The sequence below is a fragment of the Actinoplanes oblitus genome (genome assembly GCF_030252345.1).
In the GTDB taxonomy this organism is placed as follows: domain Bacteria; phylum Actinomycetota; class Actinomycetes; order Mycobacteriales; family Micromonosporaceae; genus Actinoplanes; species Actinoplanes oblitus.
Map to the genome: position 1 here is coordinate 7,293,958 of NZ_CP126980.1, position 24,670 is coordinate 7,318,627.

Annotated in this window: 21 protein-coding genes; 7 read left to right on the top strand and 14 right to left on the bottom strand. The window is 71.4% G+C overall.

The window, feature by feature from the left end; genetic code table 11:
- Window positions 1–219: 219 nt before the first annotated feature.
- Window positions 220–1,263 (bottom strand): methyltransferase, encoded by a 1,044-nt coding sequence (locus Actob_RS32470; RefSeq protein WP_284915678.1) that lies wholly within the window; start codon window positions 1,261–1,263, stop codon window positions 220–222.
- 155 nt (window positions 1,264–1,418) lie between these two features.
- On the bottom strand, window positions 1,419–2,033 hold the full coding sequence (locus tag Actob_RS32475) for a D-alanyl-D-alanine carboxypeptidase family protein (RefSeq protein ID WP_284915679.1): 615 nt from the start codon (window positions 2,031–2,033) through the stop codon (window positions 1,419–1,421).
- An 87-nt stretch (window positions 2,034–2,120) separates the two neighbouring features.
- Here Actob_RS32475 and Actob_RS32480 point away from each other — a divergent pair, with 87 nt between their 5' ends.
- Window positions 2,121–2,819, top strand: a complete 699-nt coding sequence (locus Actob_RS32480; protein ID WP_284915680.1) for a response regulator transcription factor — start codon at window positions 2,121–2,123, stop codon at window positions 2,817–2,819.
- The gene (locus tag Actob_RS32485) at window positions 2,812–3,987 is read left to right on the top strand and encodes a sensor histidine kinase (protein WP_284915681.1); all 1,176 of its coding nucleotides are present in this window, start codon (window positions 2,812–2,814) and stop codon (window positions 3,985–3,987) included. Before Actob_RS32480 ends, Actob_RS32485 begins: the two co-directional genes overlap by 8 nt.
- Before the next feature lie 6 nt (window positions 3,988–3,993).
- Here Actob_RS32485 and Actob_RS32490 read toward each other — a convergent pair whose 3' ends face one another.
- The 6 genes from Actob_RS32490 to Actob_RS32515 all read right to left on the bottom strand — a co-directional run bounded on the left by Actob_RS32490 (window position 3,994) and on the right by Actob_RS32515 (window position 12,262).
- Window positions 3,994–5,076 carry a Dyp-type peroxidase gene (locus tag Actob_RS32490; protein WP_284915682.1) on the bottom strand — a complete coding sequence of 361 codons (1,083 nt, stop codon included), beginning with the start codon at window positions 5,074–5,076 and terminating at the stop codon, window positions 3,994–3,996.
- Window positions 5,077–5,195: 119 nt separating this feature from the next.
- Complete coding sequence (locus Actob_RS32495; protein WP_284915683.1) at window positions 5,196–6,929, bottom strand: hypothetical protein; 1,734 nt, start codon at window positions 6,927–6,929, stop codon at window positions 5,196–5,198.
- 220 nt (window positions 6,930–7,149) lie between these two features.
- Window positions 7,150–8,154, bottom strand: coding sequence for a D-isomer specific 2-hydroxyacid dehydrogenase family protein (locus Actob_RS32500; RefSeq protein ID WP_284915684.1), 1,005 nt, complete (start codon window positions 8,152–8,154; stop codon window positions 7,150–7,152).
- A gap of 82 nt (window positions 8,155–8,236) precedes the next feature.
- Window positions 8,237–9,577 (bottom strand): UDP-N-acetylmuramoyl-tripeptide--D-alanyl-D-alanine ligase, encoded by a 1,341-nt coding sequence (locus Actob_RS32505; protein ID WP_284915685.1) that lies wholly within the window; start codon window positions 9,575–9,577, stop codon window positions 8,237–8,239.
- Between the two features lie 168 nt (window positions 9,578–9,745).
- A complete protein-coding gene (locus Actob_RS32510; protein ID WP_284915686.1) occupies window positions 9,746–10,618 on the bottom strand; it encodes a phytanoyl-CoA dioxygenase family protein in 873 nt (290 codons plus the stop codon).
- 381 nt (window positions 10,619–10,999) lie between these two features.
- The gene (locus Actob_RS32515; RefSeq protein ID WP_284915687.1) at window positions 11,000–12,262 is read right to left on the bottom strand and encodes a serine hydrolase domain-containing protein; all 1,263 of its coding nucleotides are present in this window, start codon (window positions 12,260–12,262) and stop codon (window positions 11,000–11,002) included.
- Window positions 12,263–12,559: 297 nt separating this feature from the next.
- Between Actob_RS32515 and Actob_RS32520 the strand changes: the two genes are divergently transcribed.
- From Actob_RS32520 to Actob_RS32535, 4 genes are all read left to right on the top strand, one after another.
- Complete coding sequence (locus Actob_RS32520; RefSeq protein WP_284915688.1) at window positions 12,560–13,603, top strand: D-isomer specific 2-hydroxyacid dehydrogenase family protein; 1,044 nt, start codon at window positions 12,560–12,562, stop codon at window positions 13,601–13,603.
- Entirely contained in the window at window positions 13,596–14,636 is a 1,041-nt protein-coding gene (gene vanA, locus Actob_RS32525) for a D-alanine--(R)-lactate ligase (RefSeq protein WP_284915689.1), read from the top strand. Before Actob_RS32520 ends, vanA begins: the two co-directional genes overlap by 8 nt.
- An 11-nt stretch (window positions 14,637–14,647) precedes the next feature.
- Window positions 14,648–15,289, top strand: coding sequence for a D-Ala-D-Ala dipeptidase VanX (gene vanX / locus Actob_RS32530; RefSeq protein WP_284922415.1), 642 nt, complete (start codon window positions 14,648–14,650; stop codon window positions 15,287–15,289).
- 144 nt (window positions 15,290–15,433) lie between these two features.
- Window positions 15,434–16,408, top strand: coding sequence for a D-alanine--D-alanine ligase family protein (locus Actob_RS32535; protein ID WP_284915690.1), 975 nt, complete (start codon window positions 15,434–15,436; stop codon window positions 16,406–16,408).
- On the opposite strand, the gene Actob_RS32540 is transcribed toward Actob_RS32535, so the two are convergent.
- The 3 genes from Actob_RS32540 to Actob_RS32550 all read right to left on the bottom strand — a co-directional run bounded on the left by Actob_RS32540 (window position 16,327) and on the right by Actob_RS32550 (window position 19,616).
- Window positions 16,327–16,812, bottom strand: coding sequence for a hypothetical protein (locus Actob_RS32540; protein WP_284915691.1), 486 nt, complete (start codon window positions 16,810–16,812; stop codon window positions 16,327–16,329). The genes Actob_RS32535 and Actob_RS32540 overlap by 82 nt on opposite strands.
- A 215-nt stretch (window positions 16,813–17,027) precedes the next feature.
- Window positions 17,028–18,530: a UDP-N-acetylmuramoyl-tripeptide--D-alanyl-D-alanine ligase gene (locus Actob_RS32545; protein ID WP_284915692.1), complete on the bottom strand. Its 1,503-nt coding sequence runs from the start codon at window positions 18,528–18,530 to the stop codon at window positions 17,028–17,030.
- 399 nt (window positions 18,531–18,929) lie between these two features.
- Window positions 18,930–19,616 (bottom strand): VanZ family protein, encoded by a 687-nt coding sequence (locus Actob_RS32550; RefSeq protein WP_284915693.1) that lies wholly within the window; start codon window positions 19,614–19,616, stop codon window positions 18,930–18,932.
- A 154-nt stretch (window positions 19,617–19,770) separates the two neighbouring features.
- On the opposite strand from Actob_RS32550, the gene Actob_RS32555 reads away from it, so the two are divergent.
- On the top strand, window positions 19,771–20,268 hold the full coding sequence (locus Actob_RS32555) for a glutathione peroxidase (RefSeq protein ID WP_284915694.1): 498 nt from the start codon (window positions 19,771–19,773) through the stop codon (window positions 20,266–20,268).
- A 73-nt stretch (window positions 20,269–20,341) separates the two neighbouring features.
- Here the strand turns inward: Actob_RS32555 and cydC are convergent, their stop codons facing one another.
- The 3 genes from cydC to cydB are packed head-to-tail and all read right to left on the bottom strand — an operon-like array spanning window position 20,342 to window position 24,662.
- Window positions 20,342–22,018, bottom strand: coding sequence for a thiol reductant ABC exporter subunit CydC (cydC, locus tag Actob_RS32560; RefSeq protein ID WP_284915695.1), 1,677 nt, complete (start codon window positions 22,016–22,018; stop codon window positions 20,342–20,344).
- Window positions 22,015–23,670, bottom strand: coding sequence for a thiol reductant ABC exporter subunit CydD (cydD, locus tag Actob_RS32565; protein WP_284915696.1), 1,656 nt, complete (start codon window positions 23,668–23,670; stop codon window positions 22,015–22,017). Before cydD ends, cydC begins: the two co-directional genes overlap by 4 nt.
- On the bottom strand, window positions 23,667–24,662 hold the full coding sequence (gene cydB / locus Actob_RS32570; RefSeq protein ID WP_284915697.1) for a cytochrome d ubiquinol oxidase subunit II: 996 nt from the start codon (window positions 24,660–24,662) through the stop codon (window positions 23,667–23,669). Before cydB ends, cydD begins: the two co-directional genes overlap by 4 nt.
- Window positions 24,663–24,670: the final 8 nt, after the last annotated feature.

Consider the following 24,670-nt stretch of genomic DNA (forward strand, 5'->3'; position numbering starts at 1 on the left):
CGGCGGAAAGCCGCCGTGGCAACGGAACCAGAGAGTGCGCGGCCGCGGTCCGGCGGCTCACTCCCCCGGCCGGGGTCAGGACGCGCTGACCGGCACGTCGTCGACCACGAGGCCGGTCTCCGATCCGGATCGCGGCGGAATGCCTCGCCGCGACGAGACTCGGCGCACGGTGGTGACTCCGCCCGGCCGGGGCCAGACGGAGTCGCGGGAGGGGTTCTGCTACGGCTTGGTGCCGACGACCAGCGCGTGCTCGAAAGGCAGGTCGCCGATCGCCGTGACGTCGGTGAAGCCGGCCCGCCGCAGCCAGCCCTCGATCTCGGGCACCGGCCATGCCATCCCCCGGCCGGTGGCCAGGATGTTCAGGTAGAGCGACAGCCGGGCGGCCAGCGGGCCACCCACCTCGTCGTCGGCGGCACTGAAGCCGTACACCGAGACCTTGCCACCCGGCGGCAGCACCTCGAACGCCTTGCTGACCAGGGTCTGCGCCTGCTCGGCCGAGACGGTGTCCAGGACGTGGCTGAACAGCACGTGGTCGGCGCCGGCCGGGAACGGGTCGGCGAGCATGTCGGCCGAGCAGAAGTTGACCCGGCCGGCGAGATCGCCGGGCAGCCCGGTCTTGGCCATGTCCATCACGTTCGGCAGGTCGAGCAGCGTGGCGGTGAGACCGTCGTGGGCGCCGAGCAGGTGGGCGCAGTTCGTGCCGGCGCCGGCCCCGACGTCCAGCAGGTGCCGGCTGTTCGCGACGTCGAGGTGGTCCAGCAGGCCGGGCATGGTCTGCAGGGTGAACGCCGACATGGCGGAGTGGAAGATCTCGGCCAGCTCCGGGTCGTGGGCCAGGCGCTCGTACAGCGTGCCCTCGGTGCCCTCGTGCGCGCTGATGGTGCTGTTCGTGCCGGCCGTCAGCGCCGCGGTCATGTGGTAGAAGGCCGGGTAGTACAGCGTCTTCCAGCTGCGCAGGATGTGGCGCCAGCTCTCCGGGCCGGTGGCGGCCAGCAGCTGCTCGGCGACCGGGTGGTTGGCGTACTCGTCGCCGGTCTTGGTGACCAGGCCGGACGCGGTCAGGCCGAGCAGCAGCACCCGGGTCTTGTGCGGCTCCATGGCGGTGAACCCGGCGAGCTCTGCCGCGGTTGCCGTGCCGCGGCCGGAGAGGAAGTCGAACACTCCCAGCTCGACGCCGGTCACAACCGCGTTGAACAGCGCCGGGCCGTTGACGATCAGCTGGAAACGACGATAGACGTCGTCGGACTCCCTCAAATCACTCATCAACCTGATCCTTTCCTGCGCGTTCGCCTCACGACACGTGAGATCAGCGATCCTCATCATGCTGATCCGACTCGATGTCTACGAGACGGTCCAAGCGAGCATTTCCGACGCTTGGACGCGGCGCGGGACGATCAGGTGACGCGCGTACCGGTCGCTCAGCGCATCCGCGGGTCCTCGCTGGCGTCGGCGTACATGGCCGGGCAACCGTGCTCGATCGCGGCGGCCCGCAGCTCGTGGTGCCAGGGCTCGTTGCGGTAGATCTGGCACAGCCCGTAACCGGCGCCGTGCGCCGCCAGCCAGGCCCCGCCGTCCGAGGACACCAGGTCGACCGCGTGGCCGGCCACGTGAGCCGACTTGTCCGCCGGCGCGACCCAGCGGGCGGCCTCCCGCTCCGAGCCGTACTTGACCTTCGCCTCACGCAGCAGCCGCTCCTGGTACGCCCGGGCCCGCCAGCCGCTGCTGACCTGGAAGGTCACCCCGGCCCGGGCGGCGTCCGCCGCGGCCGCCCGCAGGGCGTGGAGCAGCTCGGGGTCGAGGTTGGCCACACCGGGATACCTGTCGTCGAACACCGTCGCGCTGTCCGGGAGACCACCGTCGCCCTCGGCCACCGGGCCGCCGCGACCGTGCACCAGGTCGCCGATCGAGACCCCGGTGAAGCCTGCCGACAGGGACACCAGGATGCCGAGGACGAGCGCGACGGCGGCGAGGCCGACGACGCCTGGTCCGGTGGTCTCGCGGGTCGTGGTGCGGGCTGTCCGGATACGACTCATGCCGGTCAGCTCACCCAACGTGCTGTTGCCGGCACGTATGGGAATTCCGATAGGCGGACGATAAGGGACGCCTCGTACCATCGGACCGTGCGCGTGTTGATTGTGGAGGACGAGCCCTACATGGCGGAAGCCGTTCGCGACGGCCTGCGGTTGGAGGCGATCGCCGCCGACATCGCCGGCGACGGTGACACCGCGCTGGAGTTGTTGAGCGTCAACGCCTATGACATCGCCGTGCTCGACCGCGACATCCCCGGCCCGTCCGGCGACGAGGTCGCCCGGCGCATCCTCGCCTCCGGCAGCGGGATGCCGATCCTCATGCTCACCGCCGCCGACCGGCTCGACGACAAGGCGTCCGGGTTCGAGATCGGCGCCGACGACTACCTGACCAAGCCGTTCGAGCTGCGCGAGCTGGTGCTTCGCCTGCGGGCGCTGGACCGTCGCCGCGCGCACAGCCGGCCGCCGGTGCGCGAGATCGCGGGCCTGCGCCTGGACCCGTTCCGGCGCGAGGTCTACCGCGACGGGCGGTACATTCCGCTCACCCGCAAGCAGTTCGCCGTTCTCGAGGTCCTGATCGGCGCCGAGGGCGGTGTGGTCAGCGCCGAGGAGCTGCTCGAGCGGGCCTGGGACGAGAACGCCGACCCGTTCACCAACGCGGTCCGCATCACCGTCTCGGCGCTGCGCAAACGCCTCGGCACGCCCTGGATCATCGCCACCGTGCCCGGAGTGGGATACCGCATCAGTGCCCAGCCCGAGGCGGAGGACGACGGCGGCGGCGACCGTGGCTAGGGCTCCCGGCTGGAGTGTCCGCCTCAAACTCACTCTCAGCTACGCGGGGTTCCTCATGCTCGCCGGCGCGCTGCTGCTGGCCGTCGTCTGGGTCTTCCTCCTGCGCTATGTGCCCGACCAGCCCCATCCCCCGCCGCTGGACACGCTCGGCGGGACCGTCTATCGTGCCGACGATCTCATCCTGCAAGGTCCCAGCCGCCATGACCTGCTGAGCGCCTTCGCGCCGCGGGCCGCCGAGGTGATGGTGTTCCTGCTGGTGTTCGGTCTGCTGGGCGGCTGGATCCTGGCCGGCCGGATGCTCTCCCCGGTCACCCGCATCACCGAGGCCACCCGCCTGGCCGGCACCGGATCGCTGTCCCACCGCATCCGGATGCCCGGCCACAGCGACGAGTTCCGCGAGCTCGCCGACGCCTTCGACACCATGCTGGAACGGCTCGAGTCGCACGTCGCCGAGCAGCAGAGGTTCGCCGCCAACGCCTCGCACGAGTTGCGTACCCCGTTGTCGATCACGAAAACCCTGCTCGACGTGGTCCGCAAGGATCCGAGTCACCTCACCGAGGAGTTCCTCGACCGCCTGCACGCCGTCAACTCCCGGGCGATCGCCCTCACCGAGGCGCTGCTCATGCTCAGCCGGGCCGACCAGCGCTCCTTCGAGCCGGAGCGCGTCGACCTGTCGCTGGTCGCGGAGGAGGCCACCGAGACCCTCCTGCCCCTCGCCGAGAAGTGCGACACCACGGTGGAGACGTCCGGCGACCTCGCCCACGCGCTCGGCTCACCGGCCCTGCTGCTGCAGCTGACCACCAATCTGATGCAGAACGCGATAGTCCACAACCTGCCCAAAGCGGGGTCGGTGTGGGTGACCACCGCCCTGCACGACCGGAGCGTGGCGCTGACCGTGGAGAACACCGGTGAGGAGCTCACCCCGGAGCTGATCTCGACCCTCACCGAGCCGTTCCAGCGCGGCACCGAGCGGATCCACGCGGACCACGCCGGCGTGGGGCTCGGCCTGGCGATCGTCAAGGCCATCGTCACCGCCCACGACGGGACCCTCACCCTGGCCCCCCGCGACGGCGGCGGTCTGCGCGTCACGGTGCGGCTGCCCGCGGCCCCGCCGCCGGAGCGCGATGGCCGGCGCCTGCCGCCGGCGCCCCGCCGCTCGCCCGAGTGAGGCCTGTCACGCCAGCATGGCCTGCCCGGGGAAACCGGCGCCGCCGGGCAGGACGAAGTAGTAGCCACCGCCGAACGGCTTGACGAACCTCTCCAGCGCCTCGCCGGCGAGCCGGCGCTGGATGGCGGCGAAACCCTGGTCCACGTCGCGCTGGAAGCAGACGAAGATCTGGCCGGTGTCCGTCCCGGCGAGACGGTAGGCATGGCCACGGCGCAGGATCGGCCGTTCCCGGCCGGTGTCCGGATAGGCCCGCCGGATGTGGGCGTCGAGCGGGATGACCGCGCCGCGCGGGTCGGCCGCGAACCGGGGCAGGTCGCGCTCGCCGGACTCGCCGAGAGGCGCTCCGGTGTTCTTGTGCCGCCCGATGACCCGTTCCTGGACGGCGGCCGGCTGCGCGTCCCAGGCCGGCACGGCCAGCCGGATCAGCCGCACCACCTGGTAGCTGCCACCCACGCACCAGGCCGGCTCGTCGTCGTAGGGCTGGACCCATACGCAGCGGTCCATCAACTCGCCGTTCTCCGGGTCGGGATTCCCGGCGCCCTCCTTGAATCCCAGCGGGTTGCGCTGCCGGTGCGTGCCGGCCAGCCGCCACCGCGGCGTGAGATGCGGGAACCCGCCGGCCAGCATCGCCGCTATCGGTTCCCGGGTCTCCGCGCCGATCTGGACCAGCAGGTCGCCGTGGCACCACCGCGGATCGAGCGCGTCGTTGGGGAAGGACGGCATCCGGGTCAGCCGGCGTGGCCGCTCGATGCCGAACCGGCCGTCGAACAGCGAGGCGCCCGCGGCGATCGTCACTGTCGCGCCGGAGACGGGTGCGCTCAACGCCCGGAGCGCCTCGGCGAGTTCCCCCGCGTCCCGGGCTGTCACGTCGAACGCCACGAACTCCGTTGCGGCGCACGAGGGCGTCACCACGCCGGCTTGGCGCCCGGGTGCGGCGGCCGCCACAGCCGGCGGGTCCGTCCTTCTCGGTCCGGCCCCCTCGATCGCCGTGCATCCGGCGAGACCGGCCAGGCTGGTGGCGGTCAGCAGCAGAGCCCGCCGGTCGACGGCCAGGTGGGTGAGGTGCCCACGGTCAGCGTCCTCGGACAAGATCGGTTCTCCTCCATCGGCTCCGGGAGCACCGGGCGGGGCCGGGTGCTCGGTACCGCGGGCCGGCCGCACCACCTGGTGTGGCCGGCCCGCTGACGTGGCGGGACTCGAGCCCGCTGTCACTTCCCCCCGAGGACGTACAGCTGGCCGTTGTTCTGCGCGTACACCCGGCCCCGGGAGTCGAGCGACACGGGCGTGTAGGCGGACGCGATGGTCTTGGACAGGAAGACCTTCTCGCGCCGCTGCCCACGGCTGTCGATGACGTAGAAGTTGCCGTCCTGGGACAGGCCGTAGACCGCACCGTCGCGGTCGACGGCCGGCGCGCTGATGCACCACTCGAAGCCGTCCGGGTGCTGCCCCTCGTCGACGCAGCTCACCGTGCCGTCCGGGAGCCGTTCGCAGGTCCTGGTCTCGGTCTCGGCGTGTGACCACTCCGGCTTCAGGTCGGCGTTCAGCCGGGTGATGTACTGCGCGCCGCCGTCGTAGTGCAGGTCCTTCACGTACAGCGAGTACGTGCCGTCGTGCCGGTACACCGCCGGTGTGATGTCCCAGCCGTAGTCGTAGTTGGTCAGGTAGTGGCCGCGGCTGTCGAACTTCATCAGGTGGCCGCGCTGCACGTTGTAGAAGTTCCGCGTCCCGTAGACGACAGCACCGTCGGGCAGCACCACCGGCGACGCCGTGCTCTCGTCCTCCACGCCGGCGGCCGGTCGCAGGTTGGTGTACGGGTCGACACCGCGGGGCGCGCCGGCGCGGCAGTCGAAGGGGCCGGTGCCGTAGGGGACGAGCACGCCGCACCCGTCGTTCAGGATGCCGCGCAGCGACGTGGCCCAGCGCAGGGTGAGGTCGGCGTTCAGGGCGACCAGGTACCCGTAGTTGTGGCCGCCCGCGACGTTCTGCGCGCGGGTGACGGTGTACACGGCGCCGTCCGGGCCGACCGCCGGCGCGACACCGAACGCCGCACGCTGGGAGAGGCACGGCGACCGCACGGGTTTCGCCAGTGAGCCGTCCGGCTTCGGCGGCGGTGGCAGTGGCAGGTCCTCGGTGAACTCCTCGTAACAGAGGTCGGTGGGCCGCGGTGCGCCCGGGATGAGCGTGCGGTAGTCGACCGTGCTGAGCTTCCCGCCCGGGGTGGCCCGCACCAGCCAGCCGTGCACGTCGTCCAGCCCGCTCGCGGTCCGTTCGCGGCGGACCACGTTGTAGAGCAGCGTGCCGTCCGCGTCGAGGGTGAGCGCGCCCGGGGTGAACGCCGCGGGATCGACGGCGCCGCCGAACGGGTTGATCCGCCGGATCACCCGGCCGTCCTTCTTGTCCAGCTGGAACACGGTGCCGCCGGAGCCGGGCACGTAGACCGAGGTCCGGCTCATCGCGGACTGGAACAGGCTCTCCCGCCCGACGATGGCGCTGGGCTTCCAGTCCGACGTGAACGACCAGGCCGGCACCAGGCGGCCGGCCCGCCAGCGGGATGCCTGGATCGACCAGGTCTCGCGTCGCAGGTTTCCGACATCCCGCCCGCAGGGAGCCGGCCGCCCCGATCGGGGCGGATCACAACTGACGTACGAGCCGCCCTTCTTCAGGACGAACACGTTGCCCTCGCCGTCCACCAGGGGCGCGGGGAGGTGCACCGGGATGTAGCTCCCGGACTGGGACTCCCCGGCCTCCTGCTCGGCGAAGGGATCGACGACCATGTGCTCGACCAGCTGAAGGTTCCGCTGGCCCGGCGCACAGGAGTGCCCGGTGTGCGCGGCACTCTGCCCCCACTGCGTCCAGGCGCAGTCCGGCCGTATCTGGGTGGGGGTGACCGGAGAGGTCAGGGGTAACACGATGGCGGCGAGAGCCGCGAGGCGCAAGAACATGCAATGCCCTCCAACGGGAACGCACTATTCGGCCATTCCCTGGGGACATTACTTTCGCACCGCCGCTGTCCAAACAATCACCTTGGACAATCGGCGGCGCCCGGTACGCTCACGGCGAGAGCGCTTTCTTATCGCGTACCGAAAAATGATCTTCCGATAAAGCCGGCGGCGCGCATCCGGCGGCCGGACACCGGCACCAAAGGCGATGCCGGTGCTCCATTCATCGGCCGTTCGCGAAGTTCAAACAATTGATAATGCTGTTCTCGACGGTGTCGGTCAGCGCGTGATCGGTATGAAAGGCCATGTGCGGGCTGATGATGGCGTGCGGCATCTCCTGCAGACGCGCCACGGCGGTGCTCGCGATGGGCTTGCTCCGGCAGTCGTGGTAGAAGATGCCCTCCTCACCCTCGACGACGTCCAGTGCCGCACCGGCCAGCCGGCCGCTCTGCAGCGCCGGGATGATGGCATCGGTGTCGATCAACGCGCCACGTCCGGTGTTGATGACGACGGCGCCGTGCTTGAGCTGCGCGATGCGCCGGCGGTCGAGCAGATGACGCGTGTCGGCGACGAGCGGGGTGTGCAGGGTGACGATGTCACTCTCGTGCAGCAGCTCGTCGAGCGGCACGTAGCGGACCGACGTCCCCCGGCGCGTGTCGTGGGCCAGGATGCGGCAGCCGAAGCCGCGCAGCCGGTCGATGACCGCCGACCCGATACGACCGGTGCCCACCACGCCGACGGTCAGGTCGCGCAGCTCCCGGCCACGCCTGTCGGGCAACCGGTAGTCGTGGGCGTCCGCGCGACGGAGCATGGACTTCATGTGCCGCACCGCCATGAGCATCAGCATCAGCGTGTAGTCGGCGACGCTGTCCGACGAGTAGGAGACGTTGCCCACGGAGATGCCGACGCTGCGCGCGTACGCCACGTCGATGTGGTTGAAGCCGATGCTGCGGGTGGAGATGTAGCGCACCCCGACCCGGCTGAGCGCGAGCAGCGTCCGGTCGGTGACCTGGGTCTTGTGGCTGACGCTGATGCAGCGCGTCCCGGTGGCCAGTTCCGCGTTGGCCTCGGAGACCGCCGCCTCGGTGATCGTCGGCAGCACGCCGAAGCGCGGCGCCAGCGCACGGAACAGGACAGCCTCGTCCTCGCCGCAGCCGTAGATCGTGATTTCCGACGGCAGCGACGTGACCTGAGAATCGACGGTTCGCCCCGGCTCGCTGTAACCCATCCGCACAGTGAAGAGAGGCCGGTGTTGCCAGCACGTATGCGATTTTCAATATGCCGGCGATATGTTTCCGGCGGCGTTCCCGTCACACCAGCGCGGCGGCGACCTGGTCGAGTCGCGCCCCGCGGGAGGCTTTGACGAGCACCACGTCGCCGGCGGCGAGGTGGTCGCGCAGCCAGCCGATGGCGGCGTCGTTGTCGGCCAGCGCCACGGCTCGCTCCCCCGCTCCGGCGGCGAGCGGGCGCACGGCCTCGCCGACGGCGATCACCATGTCGGCCCGGGCGGCGGCGTACTCGCCCACGGCACGATGCTCGGCCTCGCTGGCCTGGCCGAGCTCGAGCATCTCGCCGAGCACGGCGATGCGGCGGCCGCCCTGCACGGCGAGCAGCGCGTCGAGGGCGGCGCGGGTCGAGTCCGGGCTGGCGTTGTAGGAGTCGTTGAGCAGCGTCACGCCGCCGGTGAGGTCGTGCCGCTCCATCCGCCACTTGGAGAGCGAGGCGGTGGCCAGCGCCGCCGCGGACGCGTCCGGCGTCACGCCGGTGGCCAGCGCCGCGGCAGTCGCCGCGGCCGCGTTGATCGCCTGGTGCGCCCCGACGAAGGGCAGCGTGAACGAGGCGGAGCCGGCGCCGGTGTGCAACGTGAAGGACGGGCGGCCGAGCCGGTCCAGGGTGAGGTCACGGATCTGGACGTCCGCGTCGCCGTAGCCGAAGGTCACCACCGGCCCGTCGGTCAGCGAACGCATCGCCGCCACCCGCCGATCATCGGCGTTGAGAACGGCTGTCCCGCCGGGCACCAGCCCCTGCACCAGCTCGCCCTTGGCCTTCGCGATCGCCTCCCGGGAACCGAACTCACCGAGGTGCGCCTTGCCCACGCTGGTGACGACGGCGACGTCGAGCGGGTACCGCGAGGTGAGCTTGGCGATGTCGTCGACGTGCCGGGCACCCATCTCGATGACCAGGAACCGGGTGTCCCGTCCGGCGCGCAGGATGGTCAGCGGCACCCCGAGCTCGTTGTTGCGGTTGGCGATCGTGGCGATCGTCGGCGCGCTGCTCGCCAGCACGGCTCCCAACTGGTCCTTGGTGCTGGTCTTGCCCTGCGAGCCGGTCACCCCGATCACTGTCAGCCCGTCCCGCAGGCGGCCGAGGACATGCTGGGCGAGCGCCTGCACGGCGGCCTGCGCGTCCGGCACCACCACGGTGGGCAGCTCGGTGGGCCGGGAACCGAGCACCGCGACGGCACCCGCCCGACCGGCCTGACCGGCGAAGTCATGACCGTCGACGCGCTCACCGTCGAACGCGACGAACAGGCCGCCCGGCTGGGCCTCCCGCCCGTCCAGCACCGCCGGAGCGGTCACCGTCACCGCGGGATCCCCCACCACGGTCCCAGCGACCACCGTGGCGATCTCCTCGAGACTGAGCGGGATCATGCCTGATCACCGCCGGAAACTGCATCGTGGAAGTTCATGCTTTCCAGTCAAGGTCGGCTCGTGTTGCCGGTGCGTATGCGATTTTCGATACGCCGGCGATACAGGCTGTGACCACACGCTCGCGCACGGCCCGGCCGTCGAGCGGCCGGGCCGTGCGTGAGCGGGGTGTTACGGCTTCAGCGGCGGGTAGTCCGGGTCGAGCAGGCCGTTCTCCTTGAGCAGCCCGTGCAGCGGGACCTGGTCCGGGTAGTGGCCCCAGGCGTGGTCACCGTCGCCGTCCGCGAGACCGAGCAGCTGCCGCTGCACCGGGGTGAGGCCGGGCAGGTCCGCCGACATCGCCTCGCGGCTGCGCACCCAGCGGTACGTGTACCCGAAGAAGACGCCCTTGCGGGTGATCTCCGAGTAGTTGTTCGAGCGGGCGTGCCAGATACGCCTGTCGAAGAAGACCGCGTCACCGGGGTTGGCGGTCACCTCGATCGCGCCGTCGGGGTTGGGCCACTCGACGTCCCGGCGCGGCGGGCCGGCGATCCAGTTGGTGAGGTGGCTGCCCGGCACGACCTGGAAGTTGCCCCGCCCGGTTTCCGAGACGTCGGACAGCCAGTACGCGAGCTTCACCGACAGCCGCGGCCGCGGGTCCGTCTCGATCTCGCGGTTCTGCCGGCCGCCGTCCTGGTGCCACTCGAACCGGAAGGGCTTCTTCTCGGTCAGCGGCGGGTGCACGTCGAGGTGCGAGTGGTACATGTGCACGTTCCAGCCGAGCATCGACCAGACCAGGCCGAACACCTTCGGATGGTCGAGCAGCGGCGCGAGTTCGTGGCAGCTCTCGACAGCGTTGAGCTTGTGCAGCGACCGGTCGGCGGCGAGCTTGCCGGCGGCGGCGTGCTCCTCGTAGACCCGGTCGACGGCGGCCGCGTAGTGGGCGACCTCGTCGTCGGAGAGCACGCCGGGCACGACGAGGAAACCGTCCCGCTCGAACGCGGCGCGCTGCTCGTCGGTCATTGCGGTGCCCGGATCGAGCCGGGTCGGGATGGGGGTGGTCACGAAGGGTCCTTCCTCCCGTGAACAGATTCCTGCTGCACGTGCGAACAACCCGCCCGGCTCGGCGCGCCGGCCGACGGGCACGATCGAGCGGTCGCCGGTACGGCGCCCGTTTCCTCGACCGTCCCGCCGGGGACCGCGGCGATCGCGCCGAGGCCGAGCGGGATCATGCCCAGGCGGAGCTGGCGCCGGCGATCCGCAGCGACAGCCACCCGGCCGCATCGACGGCGGGCGGCGGCCCGCTGGTGGGAAGGCGATGCACGGCGGCTGCTCGGCCATAGGTCACGCCGTGCAGTAAAGGCCACCCGATGTTGCGGCCACGTATGCGCTTTTCGATACGCCGACCATATGTGACCCGTCGGTAACTCCGGTGCCCCGGCCGGGTCAGCCGCCCGCCCCGGCCATCGGGGCGGCCCCGGTGACCGCCTGCGTCTCCCGCGCGATGATGTCCTGCAGCGGCACGCCCTCGGCGTTGCTGAGGATGACACCGGTCCAGCCGGTCTGGGGATAGACGCTCCAGTTGGCGCCCACCCCCGGGTTGCCACCGGACCGCTGGTACACCCACTGGCCGTCGACGATGTCCATGACGATGCCGTACGCCCCGAAGGTCACCGGGCCCAGTGGTGTCCGGGCCGCGAGGAGGACGTCGGTCCACGGCCGGTTCAACAGCTTGCCGCCGGTCAGCGCACCCGCGAACCGGGCCAGATCGCGCGCCGAGGCGAAGCCGCCGTCACCCGGCGCGTCGATGAAGACCCGGCCCGGGTTGACGCCGAGCGCGTACGGGCTCGGGCTGCCCTGGTCGAGATGGCGTACCGCGTCCACCGTCGCGCCGCCGGTCACCGTCATGTACGGGTGCGCGAGCCGCGGGTCGGTGAGCCACTGCGCCGTGGTGTAGAACCCGGCACCGGTCATCCCGCAGCGGCGGAAGATGTTCTCCTCGACGTGGTCCCAGTACGTCTTGCCGGTCACCGCCTGCACGATCAGCGCGGGAAGCAGGGCGTCGGGCTCCGCGTGCACGGTGGACGGCGCGCCCGGGATCCCCCGCAACCTCGCCTGCCGGGCGCGGCGCTCGTAGTAGTCGTGCACCTCCCGCCGGCTGCGGAAGACCCGGTCGCGGTCCTGGGCGCCGAGGTACAGGCCGGAGGTCCCGGTGAGCAGGTGGTGGATGGTCACCCGCTCGGCGACGTCCTTGGGGAAGCCGGTCAGGTGCCGGCCCACCGGGTCCGTCAGGTGCAGCCGGCCCTGCTGCGCCAGTTGCAGCACGGCCACCGCGCTGAACGGCTTGCCCGCCGAGCTGAGGTTGAACGCGGTGGCCTCGCTGTTCGGGATCTCGCGCTCCCGGTCGGCCAGGCCGTAAGCACGGGAGAGCACCGTGCGGCCCCGGTGTGCGAGCAGCACCACGCCGGAGAACTTGCCCTGGGCGGCCAGCCCCGCCAGGTACCTGTCGTACGCCCCGCCGGGCAGGGTGGCCGGCGGGATCCGGTCCGGATCCGGCGAGGCGCCCGGCGCCCGCGCGACCCGTTCCCGGGTACCGGCGAACGAGGTGCCGGCCAGCGAGACACCGGCCGAGGCCACCCCGGCCGCGGCCAGTCCACCCCAGCGGAGCAGTCGCCTCCTGTCGACGCCACGCACCGAGTTCGAGTCCATGATGGGGTCCTCTCCCGTAGACGGATGTCGGCGCGGGACGGTCACGCGCCGTGATTCGTGCTTCCGGTGCGCTAACGATCAAGCGACATGCGCGACGTCGATCGGTCACCCGGGTGGGGGTGACGGTGTCCGGCGGGACCGGGATGCGGGAGCCGTGAGAAGGGCGCGGCCGAGGGCGCCGATCACGGTCGGCAGGCGTACCGCTACGCGGCCGGATATTACTGGCCGGTAATATATCGCCCGCGTATCGAAAACCACATACGCGCTGGCAACACCCCATTGCCTTGACTGATGGGTATGACCTACAGCGAGCTAGCGACAGCACCAGCACGAGCCGGCGGCCAGTCGCTGAGGTCCCGCACTCCCGCCACCGTCCCGGCGACCGGGATCACCATCTATGGATGCGGGCCGGACGAGGCCGATCTGTTCCGGGCGCTGGCCCCGCGCCTCGGCGTGCTGCCGACGCTCGTCGACGAGCCCGTGTCCGAGGCCAACAGCCACCTCGCCGTCGGTAACCGATGCGTCAGCGTCAGCCACAAGACCCCGATCACCAACGACACGCTCCTCGCGCTCAGCCGAGCCGGCGTGGAGTACGTGTCGACGCGCAGCATCGGTTACAACCACATCGACGTGGCATACGCGGCCGGCCTCGGCATCACCGTGGGCAACGTCGCCTATTCACCGGACAGCGTCGCCGACTACACCCTGATGCTGATCCTGATGGCGATCCGGAACGCCAAATCCATGATCCGCCGCACCGACGCCCACGACTACCGGCTGCACGAGACGCGTGGCAGGGAGTTGCGCGACCTGACCGTCGGCGTGATCGGGACGGGGCGCATCGGCGTGGCGGTCATCGACCGGCTGCGCGGCTTCGGGTGCCGGATCCTGGCCAACGACAACCGGCCGAAGACCTCGGTGGAGTACGTACCGGTCGACACGTTGCTGCGGCAGAGCGACATCGTCACGCTGCACACCCCGCTCACCCCGGCCACCCATCATCTGCTGGACCGCCGGCGGTTCGCGCTGATGAAACCCGGGGCGTACGTCGTCAACACCGGCCGCGGCCCGCTCCTCGACACCGAGGCCCTCGTCGACGCCCTGACCAGCGGCCGGCTGGGCGGTGCCGCGCTGGACGTGGTCGAGGGCGAGGAAGGCGTCTTCTACGCCGACCGCCGGGACACGCCCATCGCGAGCTCCCCGCTCCTGGCGTTGCAGGAGATGGCGAACGTGCTGGTCAGCCCGCACACCGCCTACTTCACCGACCACGCCCTGAGCGACACCGTGGAGAACTCCCTCGTCAACTGCCTGACCTTCGAGAGTAGGAATCAGCGTGGATAAGCTGAAAGTCGGAATCATCTTCGGGGGCGTCTCCGAGGAGCACCCCGTCTCCATCAAGTCGGCGGTGGAGGTCGCCAAGGCCCTCGACACCGACAAGTACGAGCCGTTCTACATCGGCATCACCCGTGACGGCGCGTGGAAGCTCTGCGACGCCCCCGGCCCGGACTGGGAGGACGGCAACACCCGTCCGGCAGTGCTGTCCCCGGACCGTGGCGTGCACGGGCTGCTGGTCCTGGAGCCGGGACGATACGAGACGATCAGCCTGGACCTGGTCCTGCCCGTGCTGCACGGCAAGCTCGGCGAGGACGGTGCGATGCAGGGCCTGCTGGAGCTCTCCGGCATCCCCTACGTCGGCTGCGACATCCAGAGCTCCGCGGTGTGCATGGACAAGTCCCTGACCTACGCCGTGGTCGGCAACGCCGGCATCGCGACACCCCAGTTCTGGGTCGTCTCGGCGGACGAGCTGCCCGATCCCGAGCAGCTCACCTATCCGGTCTTCGTGAAGCCGGCCCGCTCCGGCTCGTCCTTCGGCGTCACCAAGGTGAACGGCCCGGACGAGCTGCCGAGCGCCGTCGAGGAGGCCCGGCAGTACGACTCGAAGATCCTGATCGAGGCGGCCGTGATCGGCAGCGAGATCGGCTGCTCGATCCTCGGCAACGACGAGGACCTGATCGCCGGCGAGGTGGACCGGGTCGCCCTCTCCCACGGCTTCTTCCGGATCCACCAGGAGAGCTCGCCGGAGACCGGCTCGGAGAACTCCTCGTTCATCGTTCCCGCCGACATCCCGGCGGAGTCGCGCTCGCTCGTGCAGGAGACGGCCAAGGCCATCTACCGCGTCCTCGGATGCCGGGGTCTGGCCCGGGTCGACATGTTCCTCAAGGAGGACGGCAGCGTCGTCCTGAACGAGGTCAACACCCTGCCCGGGCTCACCTCCTACAGCCGCTACCCGCGGATGATGGCGGCCGCCGGGCTGCCGCTCAGCGAGGTGATCGACCGGATGATCTCGCTCGCGCTGACCGGGAAACTCCGATGAGCACAGCTTCGATGAACAAGGACTTCGTCTTCGTCGATGACGTCGTACCCGGCATCCGGTGGGACGCCAAGTACGCGACCTGGGACAACTTCACCGGCAAGCCCGTGGACGGCTACCACGCCAACCGGATCGTCGGCACCACGGCGCTGTGCGCGGCGCTGGCCCGGGCGCAGGAGGCGGCCGAGGCTCGCGGCTTCGGCCTGCTGCTCTGGGACGGGTATCGTCCGCAGCGCGCCGTGGACTGCTTCCTGCGCTGGTCGCAGCAGCCCGAGGACGGCCGGACGAAACTGCGGCACTATCCGAACATCGAGCGGGCACAGATGTTCGACCTGGGATATGTCGCCGCCAAGTCGGGTCACAGCCGCGGCAGCACCGTCGACCTGACGCTCTATCACCTGGCCACCGGTGAGCTCGCGCCGATGGGCGGTGACCACGACCTGATGGACCCCGTCTCCCATCACGGTGCCGCCGGGATCACGCCGACCGAGACGGCGAACCGCCAGCACCTCTGCTCCATCATGGAGGAATCCGGTTTCGTCCGCTACGACTGCGAGTGGTGGCACTACACGCTGCGGGACGAGCCGTACCCGGACACCTATTTCGATTTTCCGATCACCGAGGTGAGCCGGATGAAGCAGTTGGCGGGGCGTTGACGCGTCCGCGCGGTGCGTGATCGGTGAAGACGAGGCTCCGTCGGCCACCCGGCCGGCGGAGCCCATCAGCGCGCGTACCTCTGGCACACGTTCCTTTCGCACGTTCTTCTCAACAACGGGCGCCTGATCCCTTGGAGTGCACTGATGTCGGAGCTTGGTCGCGTTCTCGTGCTGGCCGGCGGGCTCTCCCCCGAGCGCGACGTGTCGCTGCGGTCCGGGCGGCGGGTGCTCGAGGCGCTGCGCGGCCTCGACGTGGACGTGGAGTTCGGCGATCTCGGCACCGAGTTGATGGCCTCCCTGATCGCCGACCCACCGTCGGTGGTACTGCCCGTCCTGTACGGCAACCCCGGTGAGGACGGCACCGTCCGTGAGGTGCTGGAACTGGTCGGCGTGCCCTATGTCGGCGCGTCGGTGGAGGCCTGCCGGCTCGCCTTCGACAAGCCCCTGGCGAAGGCGCTGCTCGTCAAGGCCGGCCTCGGCACGCCGGCATCCGTGACGCTGCCCCGGGAGGCCTTTCACGACCTGGGCGCCGCCCCGCTGATGTCACTGATCCTCAAGCGGCTCGGCCTGCCCCTGTTCGTCAAGCCCCGCGCCGGCGGATCCGCCTTCGGCGTCACGCAGGTCCGGGACGCCGACCAGCTGCCCGCGGCGCTGATGGCCTGCTTCGCCTACCACGACACCGCACTCATCGAGCGGGCCGTGGTCGGTGTCGAGGTCGCCGTCGGCGTGGTCGACCTGGGCGAGGGGCCGGTGGCGATGCCGGCGGTCGAGATCGTCCCGCGGCGCGGCATCTACGATTACGCCGCCCATTACTCGGCGGGAGCGACCCAGTTCTTCTGCCCGGCCCGCCTGAGTGAGCGGGCGGAGCAGGCGGTCGCGCGGGCCGCGCTGACCGCCCACCGGGCGCTGGGCCTGCGGGACCTGTCGCGGACCGATCTCATCGTCGACCAGGACGACCAGGTGTACGTGCTGGAGACGGCAGTGGCGCCCGGGCTCACCGACACCTCCACCTTCGCGATGGGCCTGGCCGCCAAGGGTTACGCGTTCGACCGGGTCTGGCTGCAACTCGCCAGGCTCGCCGAGGCCCGGGGCAGTTCACCGGCGGCCCGCCACTCGTAAGGCACCGCGTCGACCAGCAGCGGCGCCACGTGCGCGGGCATCAGCCCGGCGATCGTGCTGCGCGCCGCTGCCGCCCGCCCGTCGAGATCGGTCAGCACCGACTCCATCAGGTCACGGACCCACGGGAAGTCGGCCGACCTGATGAGGCGGACCACCTCGTCGTCGCTCGCGTCGGCGAAGGCGGTCTCCATGATGGCGAAGGCCCGGCGCGACGTCCGGCTCGCGGCCGCCCAGCGGAGCAGGTCGACCAGGGGGATCGCGGGTGCCGCCGGTCCACCCGCGTCGAGGACGTCGGCGAGCACGACATCGTTGATGTACAGGATCGGCGTGAGATCCTCCAGCAGGGTCGCCTCGTCATCGGCGAGGCACTGCAGGACGGCGAGCTCCTCCAGGACCTCGCGCATCCCCCTGCGGGGGCCGGTCAAATGCAACCGGAATCGTCCGCGGCCGACATTTACCGGGACGATCATATTCACCGTCTCCACGGGCGACACGTCCGAGTCACGGGCAGAAATCACGGCGTTCTCCAGCCATGTTCCGAAGATGTGGTTTTCATTCAGCCGCACCCGGGCCGCTTTCTATCGACATCCAGAAATGTACGCGGCGGGGGTCCACGGCGCTATGCCGTCCACTGTCCGAGCGCGTCGGCGACCTCGTCGAGACGTGCCATCCGGGACGCCTTGACCAGCACCACGTCACCGGCGGCGAGGTGGTCGCGCAGCCAGCCGATGGCCGCGTCGTTGTCGGCCAGTGCTACGGCCCGCTCCCCCGCCCCGTCGGCGATCGGAGCGGCCGCCTCGCCGACCACGACGACCAGGTCGGCGGCGAGCGCGGCGTACTCCCCGATCGCGCGGTGCTCGGCCTTGCTGTCGTCGCCGAGCTCACGCATCTCGCCGAGCACGGCGATGCGCCGGCCGCCCGCGATGGCCGCCAGCGCGTCGAGAGCGGCGCGGGTCGAGTCGGGGTTGGCGTTGTAGGAGTCGTTGATCAGCGTGGCACCGCCGCTGAGGTCGCGCAGCTCCATGCGCCACTTCGACAGCTCGGCGGTGGCCAGCGCCGCGGCCGCCGCCTCGATCGCGACACCTGCCGAAAGCCCGGCCGCGACGGCGGTCGCGGCGTTGATCGCCTGATGCGCGCCGATGAACGGCAGCGCAACCGAAACGGAGCCGCGCCCGGCCGGCAGCAGGTCCGGCGCAGCGTCGCCGCTGCCGCCGGTCGGCCCGTCCGGCGCGACCTCGCCGCCATCGGTCCGCGGCGCATCCGGCGCGGCGTCGCTCCGGCGACCGGCCTGCGGCTCATCCGGCGCGACCTCGCGGCTGCCGCGGACCCGCAGCGTGAAGGACGGGCGGCCGAGCCGGTCCAGGGTCAGACTGCGGATCTGGACGTCCGCGTCGCCGTAGCCGAAGGTCACCACCGGCCCGTCGGTCAGCGAACGCATCGCCGCCACCCGCGGATCATCGGCGTTGAGAACGGCTGTCCCGCCGGGCACCAGCCCCTGCACCAGCTCGCCCTTGGCCTTCGCGATCGCGTCCCGGGAACCGAACTCGCCGAGATGCGCCACGCCGACGTTGAGCACGACGGCGATGTCGAGCGCCACCAGATCGGTCAGCTTGGCGATGTCGCCGATGTGCCGGGCGCCCATCTCGAGAACGAGGAACCGGGTCTCCGGAGTGACCCGCAGCATGGTGATCGGCACCCCGAGCTCGTTGTTCAGCGAGCCGACCGTGGCGACGGCCGGCCCCGCCATGGCGAGCACCGCCGCCAGCATGTCCTTGGTGCTGGTCTTGCCCTGCGACCCGGTCACCCCGACCACTGTCAGCCCGTCCCGCAGGCGGCCGACGACAAATGCCGCCAGCGTCTGCAGCGCCGCCCGCGCGTCCGGCACCACCACGGTGGGCAGCTCGGTGGGCCGGGAACCGAGCACCGCGACGGCACCCGCCCGACCGGCCTGACCGGCGAAGCCATGACCGTCGACGCGCTCACCGTCGAACGCGACGAACAGGCCGCCCGGCTGGGCCTCCCGCCCGTCCAGCACCGCCGGAGCGGTCACCGTCACCGCGGGATCCCCCACCACGGTCCCAGCGACCACCTCGGCGATCTCCGCCAAGCTGAGCGGAATCATGCTTCACCACCGGCGTCGACTGATTCGTGGAAGTTCATGCCGCCCAGTCAAGGCCACCCGGTGTTGCCAGCATGTATGCGGTTTTCGATACGCCAACGATAGGTTACGGCGAGTAGTCCGCCTGGTACCGCTCCGGTGCCTTCGCGCAGCGAATTCCTCGGCGATCGCACCGGCAGGCCTCGCCCTCAGCGGCCTCGCCCTCAGCGGCCTCGTTTCAGCGGCCTCGTTTCAGCAGCCTCGCCCTCAGCGGCCTCGCCGAGGTCGCGTTGAGCCCCGGGGCCGATGCACGGGGGGACATCAGCCCCGGGGCGTCCATGAGGTGCGGAAGGCCGCACCGTGAAGCGGCGCCCGATGATCGGGCGCCGACGGCGGATCGGGCGGCGAACGCCCCGCTGAGAGCTACTCGACAGCCACCGAGGCACGGTGCCGCTGATCCGACCGCGTCTCCGCCGCGGTCCGCCACCAGCGGCGCGACAAGAGCCCGGCGAGCGCCGCACCGGCCGCGTTCACCAGCACGTCGTCGATCGACGAGACCCGGTCCAGCTGGAACACGTACTGCGCGGTCTCCACCAGGATCGAGCAGACCGCCCCGAGCGCCAGGATCCGTGGCAACGACGCCAGCACCGCGAAGCGCATCGGCGCGAAGAACCCCAGCGCCGCGAAGATCAGCAGGTTGCCCCCGATCCCGATCGGCCCCATCGTGGCCAGGTCGCGCAGCGGCACCAGGCTCAGCCGGCCGGGGACGACACCGGCCCCGGGCCCCGGCATCAGGGTCAGCCACACCATGGGGACCGTCCCGTAGACCATGCCCACCTCGGCCAGCGACGAGCGCCACGCCGACACCGCACCGGCAGCGCGCCGCCAGGTCGCCAGCGCCCATGCCAGCAGAACGGCGAACGGCAGCCCCACCAGCATCATCAGCACCACACCGTTCTCGGTGTCGTAGCAACCGTGCCAGTGCCCGCCCAAACACCGCGGAGCGGACATCAGGAGCGGCCGCCGTACGGCGTACACCGCGCTCATCAGCCCGAGTAGTGCCAGGCCGGCGAACACGACGCTCCGAGTACGGCGCGTGCTGTGGTTCATGCCTCTATTAGAGATGGCGCGCCGTAGCGGCGGCGTATGAACTTTTGAATACGCCCGCGATATACGGCTCACAGCGGTTCCCGGGCACTCCCGGGGAGCCGTTACGCTTCTTCTCGTGGATCACCATCCACTCCGGCAAGCAACAGGAGGACCTGTGTCGCAAGCGCCCGTCTACGACATCCGGATCGCCGACCTGCACGGTAAGCCCCTGGATCTGGAACAGTTCCGCGGCACCGTCACCCTGGTCGTCAACGTCGCTTCCCGGTGCGGCCTGACCCCGCAGTACGCGGCGCTGGAGCAGCTGCACGAGCGCTACGCGGACCGGGGTTTCAGCGTGCTGGGCGTACCGTGCAACCAGTTCGGCGGTCAGGAACCGGGCACCTCCGACGAGATCGCCGAGTTCTGCAGCGCCACGTACGGCGTGACGTTCCCGATGACCGAGAAGGTCGCCGTCAACGGGGCCGACCGGCACCCGCTCTACGTGACGCTCACCGACCACCCCGACGCCGACGGCCACACCGGCGACATCCGCTGGAACTTCGAGAAGTTCCTGGTCGGCCCGGACGGCACGGTCCGCGCCCGCTTCGCCCCGCAGACCGCGCCGGACGCCCCCGAGGTGATCACCGCAATCGAGTCGGCCCTGCCGTCCTGATCACCCGGCCCGGCCGGATTCCCACCCGGCGCGCCACCGCCGCCCGGCCGGCCCGGCTCGGGAGCCCTCCGGGTCAGCCACCGGCGCCTCGCCCGGCTGCCACCGCGGCCGGGCGCTGACCCAGGTCGAGCACCTCGTCGACGCGGGGGCCGAGGTCGGTGCGGTGGGTGATGAGGAGCACCGTGCGATGACCGGCGGCGGCCAGCAGGTCGTCGAGCAGCGTGGCCGCGGTGTCGTCGTCGAGGTGCTCGGTGGGTTCGTCGAGGATGAGGACCGGGAAGTCGGCGAGCAACGCCCGGGCCAGGGCGAGCCGGCGGCGCTGGCCGCCGGACAGGTCGCGGCCGTGCTCGCCGACGAGCGTCGCCAGGCCGTCGGGCAGACCGGTGACCCAGTCGAGAAGGCGGACCTGGGCCAGCACGTCGCGCAGTTGTTCGTCGGTGGCGCCCTGGCGGCCGATGCGCAGGTTCGCCGCGATGGTGGTGTCGAACAGGTGGGCGTCATCGGGCAGGTAGCCGACGATCTGCCGGAGCCGCTCCGGAGCGATCCGGCGCAGGTCGATGCCGTCGAGGGTGACCCGGCCGGTGGTCGGGTCGAGGAAGCGGACCAGCAGCGCCGCGACGGTGCTTTTCCCGCAGCCGCTCGGGCCGACCAGCGCCACCCGCGCGCCGGGCCGCAGCTCCAGGTCGACGTCGTGCAGCACGGCGCGGCCGGGAGTCCAGCCGGCGGTGACCGCCTCCAGACGTACGGTGTGCGGGCCGTCCGGCAGGTCCACGGGCGCGTCGGGCGCGGTGATCCGCACCGGTGTGGCGAGCACGTCGGCCAGCCGGCGCAGCGAGGCACGAGCCGCCGCGAAGTGCTGCGCCGCGGCGGGCAGGCCGGCGGCGGTCTCGAACACCGCGAGCGGGGTGAGCACGACCAGGGCGAGCAGTTCACCGGGGAGAGCGCCGGCGCGGACCGCTACCGCTCCGGCGGCCAGACCCACGAGCAGGCAGATGCCGGTGACCAGGGCGGTCACGGCCGCGGCCAGGCCGGCCATCGCGCTGGAGCGCTGTTCGGCCTGGCCCAGCCGCACGCCGGTGTCGGCGAGCCGGGTGAGGCGGGCGCCGCTCGCACCGTACGCGAGCAGGTCGGGCAGACCCTCCACCAGCTCGGTGGTGCCGATGGCGAGCTCGGCGCGCAGCGGTGCGAGCCGTCCGTCGGCGCGGCCCGCGGCGCGGGCCCGCACCGCCGGGACGACCGCGCCGACCAGCAGCAGCCCGCCGGCGAGCGCGAGTGCGGCGGGCTTCGAGTACGCGCCGACCAGCACCACCGACCCGGCTCCGACCAGAGTCGCGACGGCGTAGGGCAGCACGACCCGGGTCAGCATGTCCAGCACCGCGTCGACATCGGCGGCCAGGCGGTGGGCGAGGTCGGCACGGCGGTAGCCGGCGAGCCCGGCCGGGGCGAGGTCGGCGAGCCGGGTGAAGACCCGTACCCGCAGCCGGCCGAGGACCCGCAGCGCGGCGTCGTGGCCGGTCAGCCGCTCGACGTAGCGCAGGACGCCGCGGCTGAGGCCGAACGCCCGCACCGCCACGATGGCGACCATCAGGTGCAGGACCGGCGGATGCAGGGCGGCGCGCGAGATGAGCCAGGCGGAGACCGCCATGAGCCCCACCGCGGCACCGGCCGCCCCGGCACCGGCGAGGACGGCCGGCAGCAGTCCGGCGGTGGCGGGACCGGCAGCGGCCAACAGCGGGCGAAGCCGGCTCACGAGACACTCACCAGCACCGGCTGCGCCGTGAGGTCGATGACCCGGTCGGCCAGCGCGATCAACTCCGGGCGGTGGGCGGCGAGGATCACCGTACGGCCGTGGGCCAGGTGCCGGATCGCGGCCATCACGTCGTCCGCCGTGGCGGTGTCGAGGTTGGCGGTGGGCTCGTCGAGCAGCACGACAGGCGCGTCGCGCAGGAAGGCCCGGGCCAGCGCGACCCGCTGCCGTTGCCCGGCGGACAGCCCGGCACCGTCGTCGCCCAGCACGGTGTCGTAGCCGTCGGGCAGGGCCGCGGCGAACGAGTCCACACCGGCGGATCGCGCCGCGGCGACCACATCGCGGCCGGGCGGGAGCGGAGGCGTCGCCGCGGTGCCATGGCCGAGGGCGATGTTCTCACGGATCGTGCCGGCGAACAGGTACGGTCGCTGCGGCATCCAGGCGACGCCGGTCCGCCACGCCGCCGGGTCGACAGTGGTCAGATCGACGCCGCCGACCGTGACCCGGCCGTGGTGCGGCGTGACGAAACCGAGCAGCACGTCGAGGGCCGTCGACTTGCCGCAGCCGCTCGGCCCGGTCAGGGCGACGATCTCGCCCGGCTCGACGGTGGCGGTGAGCCGCAACGCGACCCGTCCGCGGTACCGCACCACCACGTCGTCGAAGACGATCGTGCCGCGCGGCACCGGGCCGGTACCGGCCGCGGGCAGCGGGGTTTCGAGGATGGCGAAGGCGTCCTCCGCGGCCGCCAGCCCCTCGGCGCTGGCGTGGTAGTGAGCGCCCACCTGCCGCAACGGCAGATAGGCCTCCGGCGCCAGGATCAACACGAGCAGCGCCGTCGACAGGTCGAGATGGCCGGACACCAGGCGGAGCCCGACACCGACCGCCACCAGCGCCACCGACAGGGTGGCCAGCAGTTCCAGCACGAGCGAGGACAGGAACGCCACCCGCAGCGTCCGCATGGTGAGCCGGCGTTGCTCGGCACTGACCCGGCGGATGTTGGCGGCCTGCGCGCCGGCCCGGCCGAAGATCTTCAGCGTGGTCAGGCCGGCGACCACGTCGAGGAAGTGGTGCGACAGACGGGTGAGCAGGCGGAACTGGCGCCGGTTGGCGGCCTCGGTGTGCAGGCCGACCAGGGCCATGAAGACCGGGATGAGGGGCAGGGTCAGCACGATGGTCACGGTGGCGGTGAGGTCGGCCGGCAGCATCCGGGCCAGGACCACGGCGGGCACGAGGACCGCCAGGACGAGCTGAGGGAGATAGCGCGCAAAGTAGGCGTCCAGCGCGTCGAGCCCCCGGGTGATCAACGTGGTGGCCGCCCCGGTGTCCGGTCCCCGGCCGGGGCCGAGGGCCGCGAGGTGGGCCAGCAGCCGCCCGCGCAACTCGCGCTTCACCGCGGCCGACGAGCGGGCCGCGGTCGCCTCCTGCGCCCAGGCGACGGCGGCTCGGAGGGCGACCACGGCGGCGAGCGCGACGAGTGTGGGAGTCAGGGCGCGTACGTCGGCGCCGTCCAGGAACACGGCGGTGATGCCGTGGGCCAGCAGGGTTGCCTGGCCCACGATCAGGACGGCCAGCAGCACGCCGAGCGCCACCGTGGCGGCGAGGTAGGTGCGGGTGCCGCGGGCGTACCGCAGCAGCCGCGGGTCGAGCGGCTTCACGCCGGGATCCGTTCGACGGTCAGCCGCTTGCGGAACACCCAGTAGGTCCAGCCCTGGTAGGCCAGCACGAGCGGGGTGAACGCGACAGCGACCCAGGTCATCACCTTGAGCGTGTACGGGGTGGACGCGGCGTTGTGGACGGTCAGGCTGTTGGCCGCCGCGACGCTGGACGGCATCACGTCCGGGAACAGCGTCACGAACAAGCCGGCCACCGCGAGCACCAGCGTCGCCCCGGTGGCCAGGAACGCCCAGCCTTCGCGCCGCGACCGGGTGGCGAAGGCGGCACCGGCCAGGGCGGCCGCGGCGGCCCCGAAGATCAGCCAACCGGTGACGTCGTGATGCGTGCGCGCGGTCCAGGCCAGGAAGCCGCCGGCCACCAGGATCGCCGGCGGGGCGAGCCGCTCGGCCAGCCGACCGGCGCGCTCACGCATCTCGCCGCCGGTCTTGAGGGCCAGGAAGACCGCGCCGTGCAGGACGAACAACGTCAGCGTGGTCAGCCCGCCGAGCAACGCGTACGGGTTGAGCAGCTCGAAGAAGCCGCCGACGTACTCGTGATCCGCGTCCAGGCGTACGCCGCGCACGATGTTGCCGAAGGCGACGCCCCAGAGGATCGCCGGTACCAGGCTGCCGCCGATGATGCAGGCGTCCCAGCGGCGCCGCCACGTGTCGTCGTCGCGCTTGCCGCGATACTCGAACGCGACGCCGCGCAGGATCAACGCGACCAGGATGATCAGCAGGGGCAGGTAGAAGCCGGAGAACAGGGTCGCGTACCACTCGGGGAAGGCGGCGAACGTGGCACCGCCGGCGACCAGCAGCCACACCTCGTTGCCGTCCCAGACCGGGCCGATCGTATTGATCAGCAGACGGCGTTCCCGGTTGTCGCGGGCCAGCACCGGCAGCAGGATGCCGACGCCGAAGTCGAATCCCTCGAGCAGGAAGTAGCCCGCCCAGAGGACGGCGATCAGGGCGAACCAGACGGTGGTGAGTTCCATGTCGGTGT